The sequence below is a fragment of the Amnibacterium sp. CER49 genome (assembly GCF_029846255.1).
Lineage (GTDB): Bacteria > Actinomycetota > Actinomycetes > Actinomycetales > Microbacteriaceae > Amnibacterium.
The window spans coordinates 855,790-874,494 of the sequence record NZ_JARVWQ010000002.1; the positions used below are offsets into that span (position 1 = coordinate 855,790).

At 73.0% G+C, this 18,705-nt stretch carries 20 protein-coding genes; 3 read left to right on the forward strand and 17 right to left on the reverse strand.

What is annotated here, in order from left to right:
- Window positions 1-49: 49 nt before the first annotated feature.
- The 3 genes from QDR37_RS14090 to QDR37_RS14100 form a co-directional block, all read right to left on the reverse strand.
- Window positions 50-2,554, reverse strand: a complete 2,505-nt coding sequence (locus QDR37_RS14090; RefSeq protein WP_279714415.1) for an FtsK/SpoIIIE domain-containing protein — start codon at window positions 2,552-2,554, stop codon at window positions 50-52.
- 92 nt (window positions 2,555-2,646) lie between these two features.
- Window positions 2,647-3,438 (reverse strand): protein phosphatase 2C domain-containing protein, encoded by a 792-nt coding sequence (locus QDR37_RS14095; protein WP_279714416.1) that lies wholly within the window; start codon window positions 3,436-3,438, stop codon window positions 2,647-2,649.
- A 39-nt stretch (window positions 3,439-3,477) separates the two neighbouring features.
- Window positions 3,478-4,440, reverse strand: a complete 963-nt coding sequence (locus tag QDR37_RS14100) for an FHA domain-containing protein (RefSeq protein WP_279714417.1) — start codon at window positions 4,438-4,440, stop codon at window positions 3,478-3,480.
- A gap of 234 nt (window positions 4,441-4,674) precedes the next feature.
- Between QDR37_RS14100 and QDR37_RS14105 the strand changes: the two genes are divergently transcribed.
- The 3 genes from QDR37_RS14105 (at window position 4,675) to QDR37_RS14115 (ending at window position 6,495) form a co-directional block, all read left to right on the forward strand.
- Window positions 4,675-5,145: an Lrp/AsnC family transcriptional regulator gene (locus QDR37_RS14105; RefSeq protein ID WP_279714418.1), complete on the forward strand. Its 471-nt coding sequence runs from the start codon at window positions 4,675-4,677 to the stop codon at window positions 5,143-5,145.
- A gap of 140 nt (window positions 5,146-5,285) precedes the next feature.
- Window positions 5,286-5,765 carry a tryptophan-rich sensory protein gene (locus tag QDR37_RS14110; RefSeq protein ID WP_279714419.1) on the forward strand — a complete coding sequence of 160 codons (480 nt, stop codon included), beginning with the start codon at window positions 5,286-5,288 and terminating at the stop codon, window positions 5,763-5,765.
- A 139-nt stretch (window positions 5,766-5,904) separates the two neighbouring features.
- A complete protein-coding gene (locus tag QDR37_RS14115; RefSeq protein ID WP_279714881.1) occupies window positions 5,905-6,495 on the forward strand; it encodes a DNA-3-methyladenine glycosylase I in 591 nt (196 codons plus the stop codon).
- On the opposite strand, the gene QDR37_RS14120 is transcribed toward QDR37_RS14115, so the two are convergent.
- The 14 genes from QDR37_RS14120 to QDR37_RS14185 form a co-directional block, all read right to left on the reverse strand.
- Window positions 6,485-7,570, reverse strand: coding sequence for a dipeptidase (locus tag QDR37_RS14120; RefSeq protein ID WP_279714420.1), 1,086 nt, complete (start codon window positions 7,568-7,570; stop codon window positions 6,485-6,487). The two genes, QDR37_RS14115 and QDR37_RS14120, sit on opposite strands and share 11 nt — an antisense overlap.
- Before the next feature lie 43 nt (window positions 7,571-7,613).
- Complete coding sequence (gene ligD / locus QDR37_RS14125) at window positions 7,614-8,579, reverse strand: non-homologous end-joining DNA ligase (protein ID WP_279714421.1); 966 nt, start codon at window positions 8,577-8,579, stop codon at window positions 7,614-7,616.
- 58 nt (window positions 8,580-8,637) lie between these two features.
- Window positions 8,638-9,372: a peroxide stress protein YaaA gene (gene yaaA / locus QDR37_RS14130; protein ID WP_279714882.1), complete on the reverse strand. Its 735-nt coding sequence runs from the start codon at window positions 9,370-9,372 to the stop codon at window positions 8,638-8,640.
- A 3-nt stretch (window positions 9,373-9,375) separates the two neighbouring features.
- Entirely contained in the window at window positions 9,376-9,639 is a 264-nt protein-coding gene (locus QDR37_RS14135) for a F0F1 ATP synthase subunit epsilon (RefSeq protein ID WP_279714422.1), read from the reverse strand.
- 2 nt (window positions 9,640-9,641) lie between these two features.
- Window positions 9,642-11,102 carry a F0F1 ATP synthase subunit beta gene (gene atpD, locus QDR37_RS14140; RefSeq protein ID WP_279714423.1) on the reverse strand — a complete coding sequence of 487 codons (1,461 nt, stop codon included), beginning with the start codon at window positions 11,100-11,102 and terminating at the stop codon, window positions 9,642-9,644.
- A 16-nt stretch (window positions 11,103-11,118) separates the two neighbouring features.
- A complete protein-coding gene (locus QDR37_RS14145; RefSeq protein WP_279714424.1) occupies window positions 11,119-12,024 on the reverse strand; it encodes a F0F1 ATP synthase subunit gamma in 906 nt (301 codons plus the stop codon).
- Window positions 12,025-12,027: 3 nt separating this feature from the next.
- Entirely contained in the window at window positions 12,028-13,662 is a 1,635-nt protein-coding gene (gene atpA / locus QDR37_RS14150; RefSeq protein WP_279714425.1) for a F0F1 ATP synthase subunit alpha, read from the reverse strand.
- A 42-nt stretch (window positions 13,663-13,704) separates the two neighbouring features.
- Window positions 13,705-14,517, reverse strand: a complete 813-nt coding sequence (locus tag QDR37_RS14155; RefSeq protein WP_279714426.1) for a F0F1 ATP synthase subunit delta — start codon at window positions 14,515-14,517, stop codon at window positions 13,705-13,707.
- Window positions 14,517-15,080, reverse strand: coding sequence for a F0F1 ATP synthase subunit B (locus QDR37_RS14160; protein ID WP_279714427.1), 564 nt, complete (start codon window positions 15,078-15,080; stop codon window positions 14,517-14,519). Before QDR37_RS14160 ends, QDR37_RS14155 begins: the two co-directional genes overlap by 1 nt.
- A 37-nt stretch (window positions 15,081-15,117) precedes the next feature.
- Window positions 15,118-15,339: a F0F1 ATP synthase subunit C gene (gene atpE, locus QDR37_RS14165; protein ID WP_279714428.1), complete on the reverse strand. Its 222-nt coding sequence runs from the start codon at window positions 15,337-15,339 to the stop codon at window positions 15,118-15,120.
- Between the two features lie 50 nt (window positions 15,340-15,389).
- Window positions 15,390-16,175, reverse strand: a complete 786-nt coding sequence (gene atpB, locus QDR37_RS14170; RefSeq protein WP_279714429.1) for a F0F1 ATP synthase subunit A — start codon at window positions 16,173-16,175, stop codon at window positions 15,390-15,392.
- A gap of 126 nt (window positions 16,176-16,301) precedes the next feature.
- Window positions 16,302-16,739, reverse strand: coding sequence for a hypothetical protein (locus QDR37_RS14175; RefSeq protein ID WP_279714430.1), 438 nt, complete (start codon window positions 16,737-16,739; stop codon window positions 16,302-16,304).
- Window positions 16,736-17,941 carry an MraY family glycosyltransferase gene (locus QDR37_RS14180; RefSeq protein ID WP_279714431.1) on the reverse strand — a complete coding sequence of 402 codons (1,206 nt, stop codon included), beginning with the start codon at window positions 17,939-17,941 and terminating at the stop codon, window positions 16,736-16,738. Before QDR37_RS14180 ends, QDR37_RS14175 begins: the two co-directional genes overlap by 4 nt.
- Window positions 17,938-18,690, reverse strand: a complete 753-nt coding sequence (locus tag QDR37_RS14185) for an L-threonylcarbamoyladenylate synthase (RefSeq protein WP_279714432.1) — start codon at window positions 18,688-18,690, stop codon at window positions 17,938-17,940. Before QDR37_RS14185 ends, QDR37_RS14180 begins: the two co-directional genes overlap by 4 nt.
- Window positions 18,691-18,705 lie beyond the last annotated feature (15 nt).

Sequence of the window (18,705 nt, forward strand, 5' to 3'; positions counted from 1 at the left end):
GGCTGCGCGGGACGCGGCGCGTCTCAGCGGATCCATCACGACGCGGTGCTCAGCGCGGCAGCCGCACCCGGATCGGCTCGCGCTGCGGTGCGATCAGCACGACCTCGTCGTCGGCGACGACGGGCGGCAGCGGGGCGCCGCGGCCGAGCAGCGTGCGCACGTCGGCGGCGGCGACGCGGTCCACGAGCACGGGCAGCGTCGCCGCGAGCCGGGACAGCGCGGACCACTGCGCCTGCCACGCCGCGGGCGTGCCGTACGCGACCGACGGCGCCGGGACGGGCTCCTCCCCCGCCGGGACGGCGGCCCAGCCGGCCGTCTGCAGCCGCTCGACGCGATCCGCGGCCCGCTCCGACAGCAGCAGGTACCGGCCCGGCTCGAGCGGCGGCGCGGGCACGTGCGGATGGCGCGGCAGCGGCGAGGCGGGGAGCACGACCTGGGCGCGCTCGCCGCGCCACGATCCGCCGCCCGGCGGCAGCCGCTCGCACCAGGCGGCGCGATCGCCCCCGAGGGCGAGGTGGTCGTCGAGGCCGAGGCGGAGCAGCAGGCGGTCGTCGAAGAGCCCGACGAGGGGCCGCAGCGGGCTACCCGCCCATCCGCTCGGGCCGCGGAGCGCGAGCACGGTCGGCGCTGCGGCGGGATCCCGGAGCCGCACGGCGAGCCGGTCGAGCGCCGCCTGCCCGTGGGCGCCGAGCCGGTCGACGAGGTGCTCGAGGTCGTCGAGCACGAGCGGGACGCGCGTGTCGTGCAGCAGGTCCCAGGCGACCGCGGCGTCGGTGCCCGCCTCGGCGGCGCCGATCGCCGCGCACACCGCCGCGAGCGCGGTGCTGCGGCCGCTGCCCGCGTCACCCGCGACGAGCAGCCGTGGGCGGCGGGCGACGTCCCAGGCGAGCGGCACCTGCTCCTGCCGGTCCGGTCGGTCGATGAGGCCGAGCAGCACCACCCCGGGGGCGGGGGCCGGCAGCCGGTCGGGCGGCAGCACCGCCGGCAGCGGCTCGAGCCACGGCCGGCGCGCCCGTGAGCCGGCGGCGGACGCCGGCACCGCGTCGACGTCGGCCGCCGCCACCCGGGCGACCGCGACGGTCCGGGGACGCTCGCCGGGCACCGCGAGCACCGCGGCGCCCACCCGGCTTCGCGGCAGCAGGGCGGCGTCCGGGATCCCCGTCATCGCGCGGCTGTCGGCCTCGTCGTTCACCCGCAGGCAGATGCGCAGCGCGCAGTTCGCGAGCAGCTCGTCGCGGACGCTGCCGGCGGGCCGCTGCGTGCAGAGCACGAGATGGACGCCGAGCGACCGGCCGCGAGCGGCGAGGTCGACGAACAGGCCGGCGAGCGCCGGCCGGGCCTCGAGCAGCGCGCGGAACTCGTCGACGACGATGACGAGCCGCGGCTCGCCGCTGCCGTCGATCCCCGGCAGCCCGAGGTCGCGCAGCAGCGCCTCGCGACGCACCAGCTCGGCGCGCAGGCTCGCGACGGCCCGCTCGGTGCCCTCGCCGTCGAGGTCGGTGACGACCCCGGTGACGTGCGGGAGCCCGGCGAGCGGGTCGAAGGTCGCGCCGCCCTTGCAGTCCACGAGCAGCAGCGCGAGCCGTTCGGGCGGGTTGGCCGCCGCGAGGGCGAGGATCCACCCGCTGAGCAGCGCGCTCTTGCCGCTGCCGGTGGTCCCCGCGACGACCGCGTGCGGGCCGTCGGCCACGAGGTCGATGTCGACGGGCACGCCGCCGCCGTCGACGACGAACCGGGCGGGCAGCCCGCCGCCCGTGGGGGGCTCCGCCAGCAGCGCGGCGAGCGGGGGCGCCGGCGTCCCGGGCAGCAGCCGCTCGAGGGCGGCGAGCGCGGCGGCGGTCACGAGCGCCGGCACGAAGGCGGCGCCTCGCAGGTGCTCGAGCCCGGGGGCGGCGTGGACGACCTCCGCGCGGGTGGGACCGGAGACGCGCACGACGAGGTCCGCGTCGTTCCCGGCGCCGACCGGTGGCACGGCGACGGAGCCGGTGGACCGGGCGGCGGCGACCGCCACCGCGCGGGCGAACGCACCGGCGAGCAATGGCTGCCCTTCGACGGCGACGCGCGTCGTTCCGGGCACGGTGAACGGGACGCCCCGCAGGGTGCGTCCCGCCGCGAGCAGCGCCTGCTCGCGCTCGGTCGCGGCGCGACCGCCGACGAGCGGCGCCACCGGAGCGTCGGCGCGGCCGAGCACGAGCTCGGCGCCGGGCGCGGGTCGCCACCGGCCGGTGAGCAGCTCGGCCGGCCCGGGCTGACGCCGTCGCAGCGCGGCCTCCCGCTCGGTGCGGAGGCGCTCGAGGTCGGCCTCGAGCCCGTCGAGCGCCGCCTCGTGCGCAGCGGTGTCGCGCCGCAGCCGCCGCCGCGCCTGGAACCGTCCGTCGAGCACGGCGCCGACGGCGACGACGGGTGCCAGTGCGGCGAGCAGCAGCATCGCGGGCGACTGCAGCGCGAGCGCGAGCGCGATGGAGCCGGCGAGCGGCGCGAGCACGCCGAGCAGCGGGAAGCCGGGCGCTTCGGGCCGCGCGGGACGCGGCGGGAGGTCGAGGCGGTCGGTCACGCCCACACGATCGCGGGTGCCGGAGGTCCAGCGCGGGCGGGACGGCGACCTGGGGACGGCGAGGCGCCCGGCCGGAGCCTGGGGAGGAGCGGTTACGCCCCGGGCTCGACCTCGAGCACGTCGACGAGCACGACGGTGACGTTGTCGCGACCGCCGGACTCGAGCGCGGCCCGCACGAGCTCCGCCGCGGTCTCCTCCGCAGCGCGCCCGGCGGCGAGGGCCTGGTGGATCACCTCGTCCGAGAGCTCCTTCGAGAGCCCGTCGGAGCAGGCGAGCAGCCGCAGCCCCGGCTCGAGCGGCAGCATCCAGTAGTCCGGCATCGGCGGCTCGTTGAAGCCGATGGCGCGGGTGATCACGTTGCTGTCGGGATGGTTCTCGGCCTGGCCGCGCGTGATGGCGCCCGCGTCGACGAGCTCCTGCACGACGCTGTGGTCGACGGTGACCTGCTCGAAGTCGCCCGAGAGGTACCGGTACACCCGGGAGTCGCCGACGTTGAACACGGCGAAGTAGGGGTCGTCGCCCGACACGGTGAGCGCCATGCCGGTGACGGTGGTGCCCGCACCGACGAGCGCGGTGCCGTCGAGGTGCGCGATGTCGTGCGCGGCCTGCGCGAGGGCGAGCCCGATGGCGGCGGGCGTCACGAAGCCGTCGGAGATGACGTCGCCGAGGCGGCGGACCACGGCCTCGCTCGCGAGGTCACCGGCCGCGTGGCCGCCCATGCCGTCGGCGACCGCGAAGATCGGCGGCTCGACGACGAAGCTGTCCTCGTTCACCTGACGCCGGTGCCCGACATCGGTCGCCGCGGCCCAGGCGAGCGTGATCGCGCCGTGTCCGGACGGCAACGGCAGCCTGCTGCTCGCGCTGCTGGAACCGATCTGGGTCAACCGCGACCTTCCGGGTCTGGACCCGATCGGGTCTGTCGCTCAACGGTAGGGAAGGATCTCGATGACGTTGCCGTCGCCGATGTCGATGAGCGTACCGGGTACGACGGGCAAGGACTCACCCGACTCGAGACGCCGCACCCCGATGCCCGGCTGCCGCACGACCGTCCCGTTCGTCGACTGCAGGTCGGTGAGCACCAGGCCCTCGGCGGTCGGGCGCAGCTCGATGTGGGTCGCCGACACCTCGCGGCTCGGGCTGTCCACACGGACGAGCCGCGGCAGCATCGGCCCCGTGACGCGCGGGCTGCGCGGCTGCCGGCCGACGTAGACGGGCGCGTCGACCCGCTCCGGCGGGCGGTCGCCGAGCCGGAAGGCGGCGGCCGCAGCGGTCTCGGGCGTCGGCGCGGTGGGGGGCGGCTCGACGCGGTGGCGGTCGAGGGACGCGGCGCGGCGCCCGAGGTCGGTGAGCACGTTCGTGTCGAAGGGCGACTGCACGGGCGTCGGCGCCGTCAAACGGCGCGGCGCGGGCGTCACGACGAGCTGGTGCGTCCAGCCGAGCCAGGGGCCGAGCACCACGCCGCCCTCGAGCGGGATGTCCTGCGCCCCGGGATGCAGGTCGCCGGGCGAGCGCTGCAGCGGCCCGAGGGCGAAGCGCTCGACGGCCTGCAGCTCGGCGACGTACCAGGGCTCGTTGCCGCGCGCGTCCACCCGGCGCATCCGCCCGGCGACGGCGATGTCGGCGCATCCGTCGCCCCGCACGACGAAGGTGGTGGCCGGGCCGAGGGCGGCGATCGCGAACGAGTGCACGGCGCCGGCGCCCCTCGTGGGCACCGCGGCGACGAGCGCGTCGAGCCCGAGCGTCGGGTCGGCCGCGATGCGCCACAGCGTGCTCATCAAGGAGACCGGGCTGTCGGGCCCGAACGCGCCGAGGAACCGCTCGGAGACGAGCAGCCGCCACTCCTGGTCCGGCGCGGTCTGCTCGGGGAGGTAGAAGGCGCCGGTCATCGCTCTCGTCGTCCCCCGTCTCCTGGCGCACCGTCGCGCCGGCGTCCTGCTCCTGCTCGTGGCCCCCCGAGGTCGGGCGCGGACCGGCACGACCGCGGCAAGGAGGCGGCCTGTCGCCGGCCCGGGCTCGGCCCCGCTCGGGGCCCGCTCGACGGACTGCGCGACGAGTCTAGGCCTCCCCGCGCCGCGGCTCCTCGGACGGGGCGCCCCGCGAGATGCTGCGAGACTGCCGTCATGTCAGCGCGCGGAGGGGACCGGCCCGTGACGCTCGACCCGATCGCCCGGGCGATCGTCGAGCAGCTCCAGGAGGACGGGCGGCGGTCCTACGCGGACATCGGCAAGCGCGTCGGGCTCTCGGAGGCGGCGGTGCGGCAGCGGGTGCAGAAGCTCACCGACACCGGGGTGCTGCAGATCGTCGCCGTGCCGGACCCGTCGCGGCTCGGCTTCCCTCGGCAGGCGATGATCGGCATCCGCGTCTCGGGCGACGTGCGGGAGCCGGCGGACCGCCTGGCGGCCCTCGCCGAGGTCGACTACGTCGTCGTGACGGCCGGCACCTTCGACCTGCTCGTCGAGGTGGTCTGCGAGGACGACGACGCGCTCGTCGAGCTGCTGAACACCCAGGTGCGCACCCTGCCGGGCGTGGTCTCGACCGACACCTTCGTGTACCTGAAGCATCGCAAGCGCTTCCACGACTGGTCCGCCTGACCGCCGGAAGGGGCGGACCGTAGACTCGGGCCATCAGCAGGAACCTCGACGACGCCCCGTCGCCGTCCTACACGACCACGGCGCGCACGGCCTCCCGTCCGAGCAGGCCGCGGCGGTCGTTCGACGCGGGCGCCGCGCTCATGCTGCTCGCCTTCCTCGCGATCGCGTTCGCCGTGGCCGGTCTCGGGGTCGTGACGACGATCGGCGCGGTCGACGGCTGGTACGCCCGTGCCCCGCACGTGTTCTGGACGCCGCCGAACTGGGCGTTCGGTGCGGTCTGGACCGTGCTCTACGCGCTCATCGCGGTCTCGGGCTGGCTCGTCTGGCTGCGCCGGTACCAGGCCCGCGTGAACGGCCCGCTCGCGCTCTACGTCGCCCAGCTGGTCGTCAACTCGCTCTGGACGCCGGTCTTCTTCGGCGGCTACCCGCTGATCGGCGAGCCCGCGCTCTGGATCGCGGTCGCGCTGATCATCGCCCTCGACCTGCTCGTGGTCGCGACGATCGCCGCGTTCTGGCCGGTGTCGCGGGTCGCGGCGCTGCTGCTCGTGCCCTACCTGCTCTGGATCCTCTACGCGAGCACGCTGAACTGGGGCGACGCCGCGCTCAACTCGCTGCCGTGAGCGTCTGGCGCATCCGCTCCTCCCCAGGCCGTCACCTCGGGCCCGTGCAGCCTCGCGCCGGTGGATCCGGCGTCGCGAGCGGCCGGGCGTCCCTACCGTCCCCTGCATGCTCCCCGCTCCGGACCGGATCCCGACCGACATGACGACCGTCGAGGGCGACGACGGGCGCGGCCGCTGCGCCTGGGCGCGCGGCGACCTCGCCCGCTACCACGACGCGGAGTGGGGCGTCCCGCTGCACGGCGACGCACCGCTCTTCGAGAAGCTGAGCCTCGAGGGGTTCCAGTCCGGGCTGTCCTGGCTCGTCGTGCTCCGCAAGCGGGAGGCGTTCCGCGAGGCCTTCGTCGGCTTCGAGCCCGAGCGCGTCGCCGCCTTCGGCGAGGCGGACGTCGAGCGGCTGCTCGGCGACGCCCGGCTGATCCGCAACCGGCGCAAGATCGAGGCGGTGGTGGCGAACGCCCGCGCCGTCGCGGCCCTGCGCGAGCGGGAGGGCGTCGGCGCGCTCGACCGGCTCGTCTGGCGGCACCGTCCCGAGCCGCGTCCCGAGGAGGACCGGCCGGCCGAACCGGGCGACGTGCCCGCGTCGACCGCATCGTCGAAGGAGCTCGCGGCGGCGCTGAAGCGCGAGCGGCTCGTCTTCGTCGGCCCCGTCACGGTCTACGCGCTGATGCAGTCCGCGGGGCTCGTCGACGACCACCTCGTGGGCTGCTGGCGCGCGCGCGTCAGCGGATGAGCGCGGTGGGCGGGCGGTCGCCCGCGTAGGCGCGGTCCGTCGAACGCAGCACACGCAGCGCGTTGCCGCCCGCGAGCGCCGCGAGATCGGCCGCCGACCAGCCGCGGTGCGCCAGCTCGGCGAGCAGGTCCGGGTAGTTGTCGACGCCGGAGAGCCCACGAGGTGTGTGCTCGACGCCGTCGAAGTCGCTGCCGAGGCCGACATGCCGCACGCCAGCGATCGCGCGCGCGTGCTCGATGTGGTCGGCGACCTGGCCGAGCGTGACGACGGGCGGCTCGCCCTCCTTGCCGCCGTCGTGCCAGAGCCGGTACTCGTCGCTCACGAACTGCGGGACGAAGGACACCATGATGACGCCGCCGTTGCCGGCGAGCCGCACGAGCACGTCGTCGGGCACGTTCCGCGGGTGGTCGGTGAGCGCGCGGCACGAGCTGTGGCTGAAGATCACCGGCGCCTGGGCGACGTCGAGCACGTCGTGCATCGTGCGCGCGGAGACGTGGGAGAGGTCGACGAGCATCCCGAGGCGGTTCAGCTCGGCGATGTAGGCGCGGCCGCGCTCCGTGAGCCCGTCGCGCTCCTCGTCGGTCGCGGAGTCGGCCCATGCCGAGTTCCGGTTGTGCGTGAGCGTCAGGTAGCGCACGCCGAGCGCCGCGAGCATGCGGAGCACACCCGGGGAGTCGTCGACGCTGTGCGCGCCCTCGGCGCCGAGCAGCGACGCGATGCGGCCGCCGGCCCGCGCGGCCTCGACGTCGGCCGCCGAGCGCGCGAGCACGAAGTCCTCCGGGTAGCGCTCGACGAGCCGGTGCACCCAGTCGATCTGCTCCAAGGTGCGCGCGACCGCCTGCGGCCCCTCGCCCTCGTCCTCGACGAACACGCTCCAGAACTGCGCACCGAGGCGGCCGGCGCGCAGCCGCCGGACGTCGGTGTGCCAGTCGAGCGGGCCGCCGAGGCCCTCGACCGACCGGCCGCGCTCGAGCCGGCTGCGCCAGGCCCAGTCGTTGTGCCCGTCGAGGATCGGTGCGAGCTCGAGCGCACGCTCGACCGCCTCGAGCGCACGCGTATCCGAGACCCTGGCCACGCCGGAAGCGTAGTGAGCGCGGTTGGGCGGCCGCCGACCGCGCTCAGGCGTCCTCGTCGTCGGCGGGCACGGCGACGCCCTCGCGCTCGTCGCGGTCGGCCCACTCGAGCAGCGGGGCGAGGTCGAAGACCGCGTCGTCGATGCCCGCGTGCAGGTCGCCGAGCTCGGCGTAGCGCTGCGGCACCGTCGCGATCGTCCACTCGCCCGGCTCCACGTCGGCGACCTCGTCCCACGTGATCGGCGTCGACACCCGCGCCTCCGGGTTCCCGCGCACCGAGTACGCCGCTGCGACCGTGTGATCGCGGGTGTTCTGGTTGTAGTCGACGAAGACGGCGGAGGGGTCGCGGTCGCGCCGCCACCAGGCGGTGGTGGCGTCCCCGCCGGCGCGCCGCTCGACCTCGCGCGCGAAGGCGGCCGCCGCGCGGCGCACCGCGTCGAATCCGTGCTCCGGGCGGATGCGGACGAGCACGTGCAGCCCGTCTCCCCCGCTCGTCTTCGGCCAGCCGGCGGCGCCGAGCTCGTCGAGCACCTCGTGCGCGACCGCGGCGACCCGCCGCACCGTGTCGAAGGGGCAGTCGGGCATCGGATCGAGGTCGATCCGCCACTCGTCGGGGCGCTCCACGTTCCCCCGCCGGCTGTTCCACGGATGGAACTCGACGGTCGACATCTGCACGGCCCAGGCCACGTGCGCGAGCTCGGTGACGCAGAGCTCGTCGGCGGTGCGCGAGTAGCGCGGGAAGGTGACGCGGACGGTCTCCATCCAGGGCGGGGCGCCGAACGGCAGCCGCTTCTGGTGCACCTTCTCGCCCTCGACCCCGTCGGGGTAGCGGTGCAGCATGCACGGGCGCTCGCGGAGCGCGTTCACGATGCCGTCGCCGACGGAGAGGTAGTACTGCACGAGGTCGAGCTTCGTCTCGCCGCGGGCGGGGAACATGACCCGCTCGGGGTGGGTGACGCGCACGACGCGCTCCCCCACCGGCAGCTCGATCGCCGGGGTGTCCTTCGCCATGACGCCTCCTCGCGTGGTGCCGGGCGACCCTAGTCGACGCGCGACCGGTGCAGCCTGATCACGCAGGCAGCACGAGCACGACGTCCTGCTCGCCGCGCGGCTCGAGGCGCACGCCGGCGTCGGCGCCCCACGCGAGCAGCTCGTCGCGGGAGGCCACCTCGGCCCCGCTCCGCGCGAGGCCGCGGACGAGCTCGCCCTTGCCGTGCTTGTTGAAGTGGTTGAGCGCCCGCCGGCGGCCGTCGGGGTCCTCCGACTCGACGTGCAGGATCGCGCTGCCCGCGGGCGCGGGTCCGAGCGCGGCGTACGCGGACGAGCGGGCGTCGAGCACCCACTCCCCCGTCGAGGCGAGCGCCGCAGGCAGCGCGCCGCTCCACAGCCCCTTGAGCGGCAGCGCGGGCAGCGGCGTCGAGGCGGAGAGGCGGTAGGCGGGGATCGGGTCGCTCGGCCGGAGCAGCCCGAACATCGCCGAGGCGAGCAGCACGTGCCGTTCGAGCCACCCGGTGGCGCCCCCGTCGAGGGAGGCCGCGTCGAGCCCCTCGTAGAGCACGCCCGCATACCGCTCGATCGCGGGACGCACCGGCGACGTGCTGAGCGCCCGGTTCCAGCCGGCCTCGTGCGCCGAGCGCGGCCCGAGCTTGAGCACGGTCGCCGCGTCGCGCAGCGGGATCCGGCGCGCGGCGGCCATCGCGCGTCGACGCCGTCCCGTGAGCGACGGGAAGACGAGCGCGTCGAGCGCGAGCACGCCGGTGCCGCCCTCCGTCTTGGTCTCGGAGGGCGGCAGGACGACGATCAGGGCTTACCTGACGAGGGAGGCGGAGCGGGCGGCGATCGTCACCGTGTCGTTCTCCATCGAGACGAACCCGTCCTCGGCGTTCACGACGATGCGTCCGCCGTCGCTCGCGGTGATGCGCACCTCGCCGGCGGCGAGCACGCCGAGCAGCGGCTGGTGCCCGGCGAGCAGGCCGATCTCGCCGACCGCGGTCCGGGCGACGACCATGTTCGCCTGCCCGGACCAGACCTGCTCGTCGGCGGAGACGACGGTGACCGTGAGGTCGGCCATGGTCAGCCGTTCTCCTTCGCGAGCTGCGCGGCCTTCTCCTCGACGTCCGTGATCGGGCCGACGTTGAAGAACGCCTGCTCGGGGGTGTCGTCGAACTCGCCCTTCGCGATCGCGTCGAAGCTCTCGATGGTGTCCTTGAGGGGCACGGTCGAGCCCTCGACACCGGTGAACTTCGTCGCCATGTAGGTGTTCTGCGAGAGGAACTGCTGGATGCGCCGCGCGCGGGCGACGGTGATCTTGTCCTCCTCCGACAGCTCGTCGACACCGAGGATCGCGATGATCTCCTGCAGCTCCTTGTTCTTCTGCAGGATCTGCTTCACCGTCGTGGCGACCCGGTAGTGGTCCTCGCCGATGTAGCGCGGGTCGAGGATGCGGCTCGTCGAGGCGAGCGGGTCGACCGCCGGGTAGAGGCCGCGCGAGGCGATCTCGCGCGAGAGCTCGGTCGTCGCGTCGAGGTGCGCGAAGGTCGTGGCCGGCGCCGGGTCGGTGTAGTCGTCGGCGGGCACGTAGATCGCCTGCAGCGAGGTGATCGAGTGGCCGCGCGTCGAGGTGATGCGCTCCTGGAGCACGCCCATCTCGTCGGCGAGGTTCGGCTGGTAGCCCACCGCGGACGGCATGCGGCCGAGCAGCGTCGACACCTCGGAGCCGGCCTGCGTGAACCGGAAGATGTTGTCGATGAAGAGCAGCACGTCCTGCCGCTGCACGTCGCGGAAGTACTCCGCCATCGTGAGGGCCGAGAGGGCGACACGGAGACGGGTCCCGGGCGGCTCGTCCATCTGACCGAACACCAGCGCGGTCTTGTCGAAGACGCCCGCGTCCTCCATCTCGTGGATGAGGTCGTTGCCCTCGCGGGTGCGCTCACCCACGCCCGCGAACACGGACACGCCACCGTGGTTCGCGGCGACGCGGTAGATCATCTCCTGGATGAGGACGGTCTTGCCCACACCGGCGCCGCCGAAGAGACCGATCTTGCCGCCCTGCACGTAGGGGGTGAGCAGGTCGATGACCTTGATGCCCGTCTCGAACAGCTGCGTCTTGCTCTCGAGCTGGTCGAAGGCCGGCGGGTTGCGGTGGATCGGCCAGCGCTCGGTGATCTCGAGCTGGTCGACCGGCACGTCGAGCGGGTCGCCGATGACGTTGAAGACGTGGCCCTTGGTGACGTCGCCGACGGGGACGCTGATCGCGGCGCCCGTGTCGCGCACCTCCTGGCCGCGGATCATGCCGTCGGTCGGCTTCAGCGCGATGGCGCGGACCAGGTCGTCGCCGAGGTGCTGCGCGACCTCGAGCGTCAGCTCGATCTCCTCCTCGCCGAGGACGATCGTCGTCTTCAGCGCGTTGTAGATCTCGGGGATCGAGTCGTGCGGGAACTCGATGTCGACGACGGGGCCGGTGACGCGCGAGACGCGGCCGACGCCGCCGCCCTTCGTCTCCTCGCCCGGACGGACGGCGGTTGCTGAACTCATTGGTTCGACGCCTCTCTCAGGTGGTGCGGGTTCCGGCGAGCGCGTCCGCGCCGCCGACGATCTCGGAGATCTGCTGCGTGATCTCCTGCTGCCTCGCGTTGTTGGCGAGGCGGGTGTACTCGCGGATGAGCTTGTCCGCGTTGTCGCTCGCCGACTTCATGGCCCGCTGGGTCGCGGCGTGCTTGCTCGCCGCCGACTCGAGCAGGGCCTGGTAGATGCGGGACTCGATGTAGATCGGCAGCATCGCGTCGAGCACCTCGCCCGAGTCGGGCTCGAACTCGTAGAGCGGGAGCGCCTTGCCGGGCTCCGGCTCCTCGACGCCCTCGACGACCTCGAGCGGCAGCAGCCGGAGCATCTCCGGTGTCTGGGTGAGCATCGAGACGAAGCGGTTGTAGACGATGTGGATCTCGTCGACGCCGCCCTCGTCGGTCGGCTGCACGAACTTCTCCACGACCGCCTCGGCGATCTCGCGCGCCGTCTCGACCGACGGGGTGTCGGTGTCGCCGACCCACTCGCGGATGAAGTCGCGTCGCCGGAACCGGTAGTAGCCGACCGCCTTGCGTCCGACGAGGTAGGAGACGACCTCCTTGCCCTCACGCCGGAGCAGCTCCCCGAGCTCCTCGCTCTTCTTCAGGGCGTTCGAGTTGAAGGCACCGGCGAGGCCCCGGTCGGAGGTGACGACGACGATGGCGGCGCGCGTCGGGTTCTCCCGCTCGGTCGTGAGCACGTGCTGCACGTTCGAGTAGGTGGCCACGGCCGACACCGCCCGGGTGACGGCGCGGGCGTAGGGCAGGCTCGCCGCCACCCGCTGCTGCGCCTTCGCGATGCGCGACGCGGCGATGAGCTCCATCGCGCGGGTGATCTTCTTCGTCGTCTGCGCCGACCGGATGCGGGCCCGGTAGGCGCGGAGCTGCGCCGGCACCGGCTACCTGCGCTTCTCGATGCGCGCCTGCTCGACGTCGTCGCGGTCGGCGGACTCGAACGACTCCTTGCCGACCGAGGCGAGCTGGCCGCCGTCACCGGTCGAGAACTGCTGCTTGAAGTCGTCGACCGCCTTGCCGAGCGACTCGGCCGTCTCGTCCGAGAGCTGGCTCGACTCGCGGATCGTCGTCAGGATGTCGGTGTTGCGCTTCAGGTGGTCGAGCAGCTCGCGCTCGAACCGGAGCACGTCCTCGACAGGAACCTCGTCGAGCTTGCCGTTCGTACCGGCCCAGATCGAGACGACCTGCTCCTCGACGGGGTACGGCGAGTACTGCGGCTGACGCAGCAGCTCGGTGAGGCGCGCGCCACGGGCGAGCTGCCGGCGGCTCGTCGCGTCGAGGTCGGAGGCGAACATCGCGAACGCCTCGAGCGAGCGGTACTGGGCGAGCTCGAGCTTCAGGGTGCCGGAGACCTTCTTGATGCTCTTCACCTGGGCGTCGCCGCCGACGCGGGACACCGAGATGCCGACGTCGACCGCGGGACGCTGGTTCGCGTTGAAGAGGTCGGACTGCAGGAAGATCTGCCCGTCGGTGATCGAGATCACGTTCGTCGGGATGTACGCCGAGACGTCGTTCGCCTGCGTCTCGATGATCGGGAGGCCCGTCATCGAACCGGCGCCGAGCTCGTCGGACAGCTTCGCGCAGCGCTCGAGCAGGCGGGAGTGCAGGTAGAACACGTCGCCGGGGTACGCCTCGCGGCCCGGCGGGCGGCGCAGCAGCAGCGACACGGCGCGGTACGCGGCGGCCTGCTTCGACAGGTCGTCGAACACGATGAGGACGTGCTTGCCCTGGTACATCCAGTGCTGGCCGATGGCCGAGCCGGTGTAGGGCGCGAGGTACTTGAAGCCGGCCGGGTCGGACGCGGGCGCCGCGACGATGGTCGTGTACTCCATGGCGCCGGCGTCCTCGAGGGCGCCGCGGACACCGGCGATGGTCGAGCCCTTCTGGCCGATCGCGACGTAGATGCAGCGCACCTGCTTCTCCGGGTCGCCGGAGGCCCAGTTCTCGCGCTGGTTGATGATCGCGTCGATCGCGATGGCGGTCTTGCCGGTCTGACGGTCGCCGATGATGAGCTGGCGCTGGCCGCGCCCGATCGGGATCATCGCGTCGATGGCCTTGATGCCGGTCTGCAGCGGCTCGTGCACGCTCTTGCGCATCATGACGCCGGGCGCCTGCAGCTCGAGGGCGCGGGTCCCGTCGGTCTCGATGGGGCCGCGGTTGTCGAGCGGGGCGCCGAGCGGGTCGACGACGCGGCCGAGGTAGCCGTCGCCGACGGGCACCGAGAGCACCTCGCCGGTGCGGCGGACCTCCTGGCCCTCCTCGATGCCGGAGAACTCACCGAGCACGATGACGCCGATCTCGTTCTCGTCGAGGTTCAGCGCGAGGCCGGCGGTGCCGTCGCCGAAGCGGACGAGCTCGTTGGCCATCACGTTCGGCAGGCCCTCGACGTGCGCGATGCCGTCACCGGCGTCGACGACGGTGCCGACCTCGGTGGCCGACGCCTTGCCGGGGTCGTACGCGGCGGCGAAGTCCGCGAGCGCGCTGCGGATGTCGTCGGGGCTGATGCTGAGGTCGGTCATCGACCGTCCCTTCTCAAAAGAAGCGGTTGGAGGAGGTGCCTGCTACGCGATGCGCAGGCGGAGGTCGTCGAGCCGGGTGCGGACCGATCCGTCGATGACGTCGTCGCCGATCGCGATGCGCACGCCACCGATCAGTGCGGGATCGATCACCTGGTTGACCACGATTTTACGCCCGTAGCCGGAGCCGAGGCGCTGCTCGAGCGCATCGACCTGCTGCTGCGTGAGCGGCTTCGCGACCGTGGCGATCGCGACCTGACGCCCGCGTGCGTCCGCGACGACGCGCTCCGCGCGCTCGAGGGCCTCGACGGGGCGGCGGCCGCCCGGCAGCTGCACCGTGTGACGCACGATGGACCGCGTCGCGGGCGACGCGTTCGCGAGCAGCCGGTCGACCAGGGCGACCCGGGCCTCGACGGGCGAGGCGCCGTTGCCGAGCGCGAGCTCGATCTCGGGCGTCGCCGACACCGTGCGCTGCACGGCGAACAGCTGCGCGTCGATCGGGTCGTCCGACAGCAGCGCGAGGGCGCGGAAGCCGACCTCCTCGACCGCGTCGACGATGTCGCCCGGCTCGGACCAGCGCGACGCCGCCATGCTCTCGAGGATCTGCAGCGCGCGCCGCTCGAGCCGGTCGCCGAAGACGCGCCGGATCAGCTGGGACCGGTTCTTCGGGTCGAGCGTCGGGTCGGCGAGCAGCGACGTGAGCTGGTTCGAGCTCGCGATCGCGCGCGCTGCGGCGAGCAGCTCGTCGCCGAGGTCCGCCGTCGCGCCGCCGTGCAGCCGGCCGAGGAGGCCGGGATGCAGGGCGTCGTCGAGCGCCGAGATCGCCGCGGCCGTGGCGCTGCGGGTCGCGGCGCCCATCAGCGGGTCCTCGTCGTGTCCTGCTCGCCCGTGCGGTCGAGATCGAGGTCGGCGAGGAAGCGGTCGACGAGCGCCGTCGCGTTCTTGTCGTCGGCGAGGTGCTCGCCGATCACGCCGGACGCGAGGTCGAGCGCGAGCCGCCCCACCTCGCTGCGGAGCGAGACGAGCGCGCTCTGGCGCTCGGCCTCGATCTGCTGGTGCGCCTGCGCGGTGACCCGGTCGGCCTCGGCCTGCGCCTGCTCACGGAGCTCGACGAGGATGCGCTTGCCGTCCTCGCGGGCCTGCTCACGGATGCGGCCGGCCTCGACGCGCGCCTCGGCGAGCTGCTCCTGGTACCGCTGCAGGACGCGCTCGGCCTCCTCGCGGGCGTGCTTCGCCTCGTCGATGCGGCCGGCGATCGCCCTGCTGCGCTCGTCGAGGAGCGCGTTCAGCCGCGGAAGCACGCGCCAGATGAACAGCGCGAGGATCACGACGAACGAGACCGTGCCCCAGAGCAGGTCGGGGATCGACGGGATGAGCAGGTTGCCCTTCGACTCCGCCAGAACTACCGCTGCGGTGTGCATCGCCCTCTCCCTCCTCGTCTAGCCGTGGACCCGCCGCTCACGGCGAGGGGAACGGGATGAAGCCGATGGCGATCGCGATGAAGCAGAGGGCCTCGGTGAGCGCGATGCCGAGGAACATCAGCGAGGTCAGACGACCCTGCAGCTCGGGCTGACGCGCCACGGACTCGATCGTCTTGCCGACGATGATGCCGACGCCGATACCGGAGCCGATCGCGGCGAAGCCGAAGCCCAGGGCGGCCAGATAGCCGACGATATGCATTCAGGTGTTCCTTTCAGTGAGGTACGAGACCCGGTGGGGAAGGGAAGGGTTCAGTGCTCTTCCGCCACCGCGAGCTGGATGTAGATCGCCGTGAGGAACGCGAAGACGTAGGCCTGCAGGGCGGCGACGAACAGCTCGAAGGCGAGGTAGACGATGCCGAAGGCGACCGTGCCGACGCCGATGAGGCCGAAGAGGTTGCCCTGCGGGAGCAGCGTGAAGAGGAAGAACGACGACGCGGCGTAGACCAGGGCGAGCAGCAGGTGCCCGGACACCATGTTCATGAGCAGTCGCATCGTCAGCGTGATCGGCCGGACGATGAAGGTCGACAGCAGCTCGAGCGGCGTGAGCAGGAAGTAGAGCGGCCACGGCACGCCGGGCAGGAAGAGCGCGTTCTTCAGGTAGGTCCAGCCGAGCTTGCGGAAGCCGGCGTAGATGAACAGGACCCAGGCGATGATCGCGAGCACGAGCGGCAGACCGATCACCGCGGTGCCCGCGATCTGCAGGCCCGGGACCACGCCGGTGAGGTTCATGCCGAGCGTCAGGAAGAACATCGTCATGATGACCGGCATCCAGCGCCGGCCGTCCTCTTCACCGAGGGTCTCGATGGCGATGTTGTTCCGCACGAAGTTGAGCAGGAACTCGGTCATGACCTGGCCGCGGCCGGGCACGAGCTTGAGGCTGCGGGTGCCGAACCAGAGCCAGATCGCGAGCAGCACGATGACGAGGACGCGGATGAGCATCACGCGGTTCATCGCGAAGGGCGTGCCCGCGAAGAGGACGACGTCGGGGAAGAAGTCCGCGATCGTCGGGGGCTCGAATCCGCTCGCCGCGGCCACGGGCACGAGGTGGGGAATCAGGGCTGTCTCCGAACCGAAGGTGCACGGGGCGCACGGTGGTGATGGGGTCGAACGGCGTCCACCCTATCAAGGCGCGAACGCGCCCGACCAATCGGGAGGGGACCCTCAGTCGACCGTTCCGACCGGGATGCGGGCTCGCATGACCACGACGGCATCCAGCACGAGGAACCCGAGCACGGCCGCCACGAGCGCCACGAACAGCACCATCGGCTGCACCCACGGCTGGTGCCCGAGCGCGACCATGGCGACCACGAACAGCACCACCTTCGCGAGGAACCCGACCAGCACGACGACGATCGCGGGCACCGGGTTCACGTCCGACACCAGCCGCGCCGAGACCATCAGGCCGCCGATCGTGAGCCCGAGGAACAGGAAGGCGAAGAGGGCGCCGATCAGCCCGGAGGCGAGTCCCCCGGGCCCCGCGAGGAGGAGGCCGACGAGGCCCGCGACGACGCCGATGGCGACGCTCAGCACCACGCCGCCGACGAGGGCGCGCCGGAGCACGGTGCCGCTCGTGTCGAAGCGGGGGGTGGTGGCGGTCACGCGTGGCGCTCCTTCTGCTTGCCGGCCTTGTCGAGCGGGTCGAGGACCGCGATCTCCGTGGTGGTCGTCGACACCGGTTCGCGCTGCACCTCGTACTCGCGGCGCTTGCGGTGCGAGAGGGGCGCGAGCGTCGCGAGCGCGCAGACGGCGAGGCCGCCGGCGATGAACACCCACGCCCACCAGTAGGGCCGGGCGACGAAGAACAGCAGCGACCCGACCGAGATGACCGCGGTCCAGGCGTAGAAGATGAGCGTCGCGTGGAAGCGGCTGTGGCCCATGTCGAGCAGCCGGTGGTGCAGGTGCTTGCGGTCGGCGCTGAACGGGCTCTTCCCGGCGGCGAGGCGGCGGATCACCGCCAGGCTGAAGTCGAGCAGCGGCACGATGAGGATCGCGAAGGGCAGCAGCAGCGGCAGGAACGCGGGCGCGAACTGAGCCCGGTTGTGGAAGAGCTGGATCGGGTCGATGGAGCCGGTCACGCTGATCGCCGACACCGACATGAGCAGGCCGAGCAGCAGGCTCCCCGCATCGCCCATGAACAGCTTCGCGGGATGCCAGTTGAGCGGCAGGAAGCCGAGGCATGCCCCGAAGGCGATGGCCGAGATGAGCGAGGCGAGGTTGAAGTAGTTGGTCTGGTCGACGAGCCGGATCAGCATGTAGCTGTACAGGTAGAAGGTGCCGTTGGCGATGACGCCGACCCCGGCGACCAGCCCGTCGAGGCCGTCGATGAAGTTCATCATGTTCATCACCGCGACGACCGTGAAGAGCGTGAGCGCGAGGGACGACCACGTCGACCCGACGGTGACGCCGCCGATCGGCAGCGAGTCGATCTGCAGCCCCCCGAGCCAGGCGAGCAGGCCGGCCGCCAGCACCTGACCGATCAGCTTCGTGGACCAGTCGAGGTCGAAGAAGTCGTCGAGCACGCCGATCACGACGATCAGCGTCGCGGCGGCGACGATCGTGATCATCTGCGTGCCGTCGCCGAACACGAGGTGGAAGAACGGGATCTGCGAGGCGAGGAGCAGACCGGCGAGCACGCCGAGGTACATCGCGATCCCGCCGAGCCGCGGCGTCGGCGTCGTGTGCACGTCGCGGGCGCGGATCTTCGGGTACAGCCGGTACTTCACGCCGACCCGCCACATGACGATCGACATGAGGAAGGTGACGACCGCCGCGCAGAGCGCGACGAGCAGGGTGACGATCACGCGGGCGCTTCGTCCGCGGGCGCGTCCGTCCGCGCGGGGGTCCCGTCCGCCTCGCCCGCCCCGTCCGCGGACGGCTCGGGCAGCGCCGACGGGTCCTCGAACGCCTCGGGAACGACCTCGCGGAGGGCTTCCTCGGAGAGCGCGCCGAGCCGGAGGATCGTGAGCGGCCCGTCGCCGCGCACGAGGCCCGTGGCGTCGACGATCGTGGAGGGCACGGGTCCGGGCGTCGCTCCCCCGTCGAGGTAGACGGCGATGCTCTCGCCGAGCTGCTCGACGGCCTCGGCCGCCTGCGTCGCCGGCGGCTCGCCGGTGCGGTTCGCCGAGCTGACGGCGAGCGGCCCGGTCTCGGCGAGCAGCTCGAGGGCGATCGCGGAGTCGGGCATGCGCAGCGCGACCGTGCCGTTCGTGTCGCCGAGGTCCCAGGCGAGGCTCGCACGCGCGGGCAGCACGACGGTGAGCGGCCCGGGCCAGAAGCGCTCGACGAGCCGCTCGACGGCGGGTGGCACCTCCTGCGCGAGCGCGTCGAGGGTGGCGCGGGTGGGCACGAGCACGGGCGGCGGCGCCGACCGGTCGCGGCCCTTCGCGTCGAGCAGCCGCTGCACGGCATCGGGCTGGAACGCGTCCGCGGCGACGCCGTACACGGTGTCCGTGGGCATGACGACGAGCTCGCCGCGTGCGATCGCGGCGCGGGCTTCGCGCATGCCCGGCAGCAGCGTGACCGGGTCGGCGCAGTCGACCACCGTCGCCATGCCCACGATGCTAAC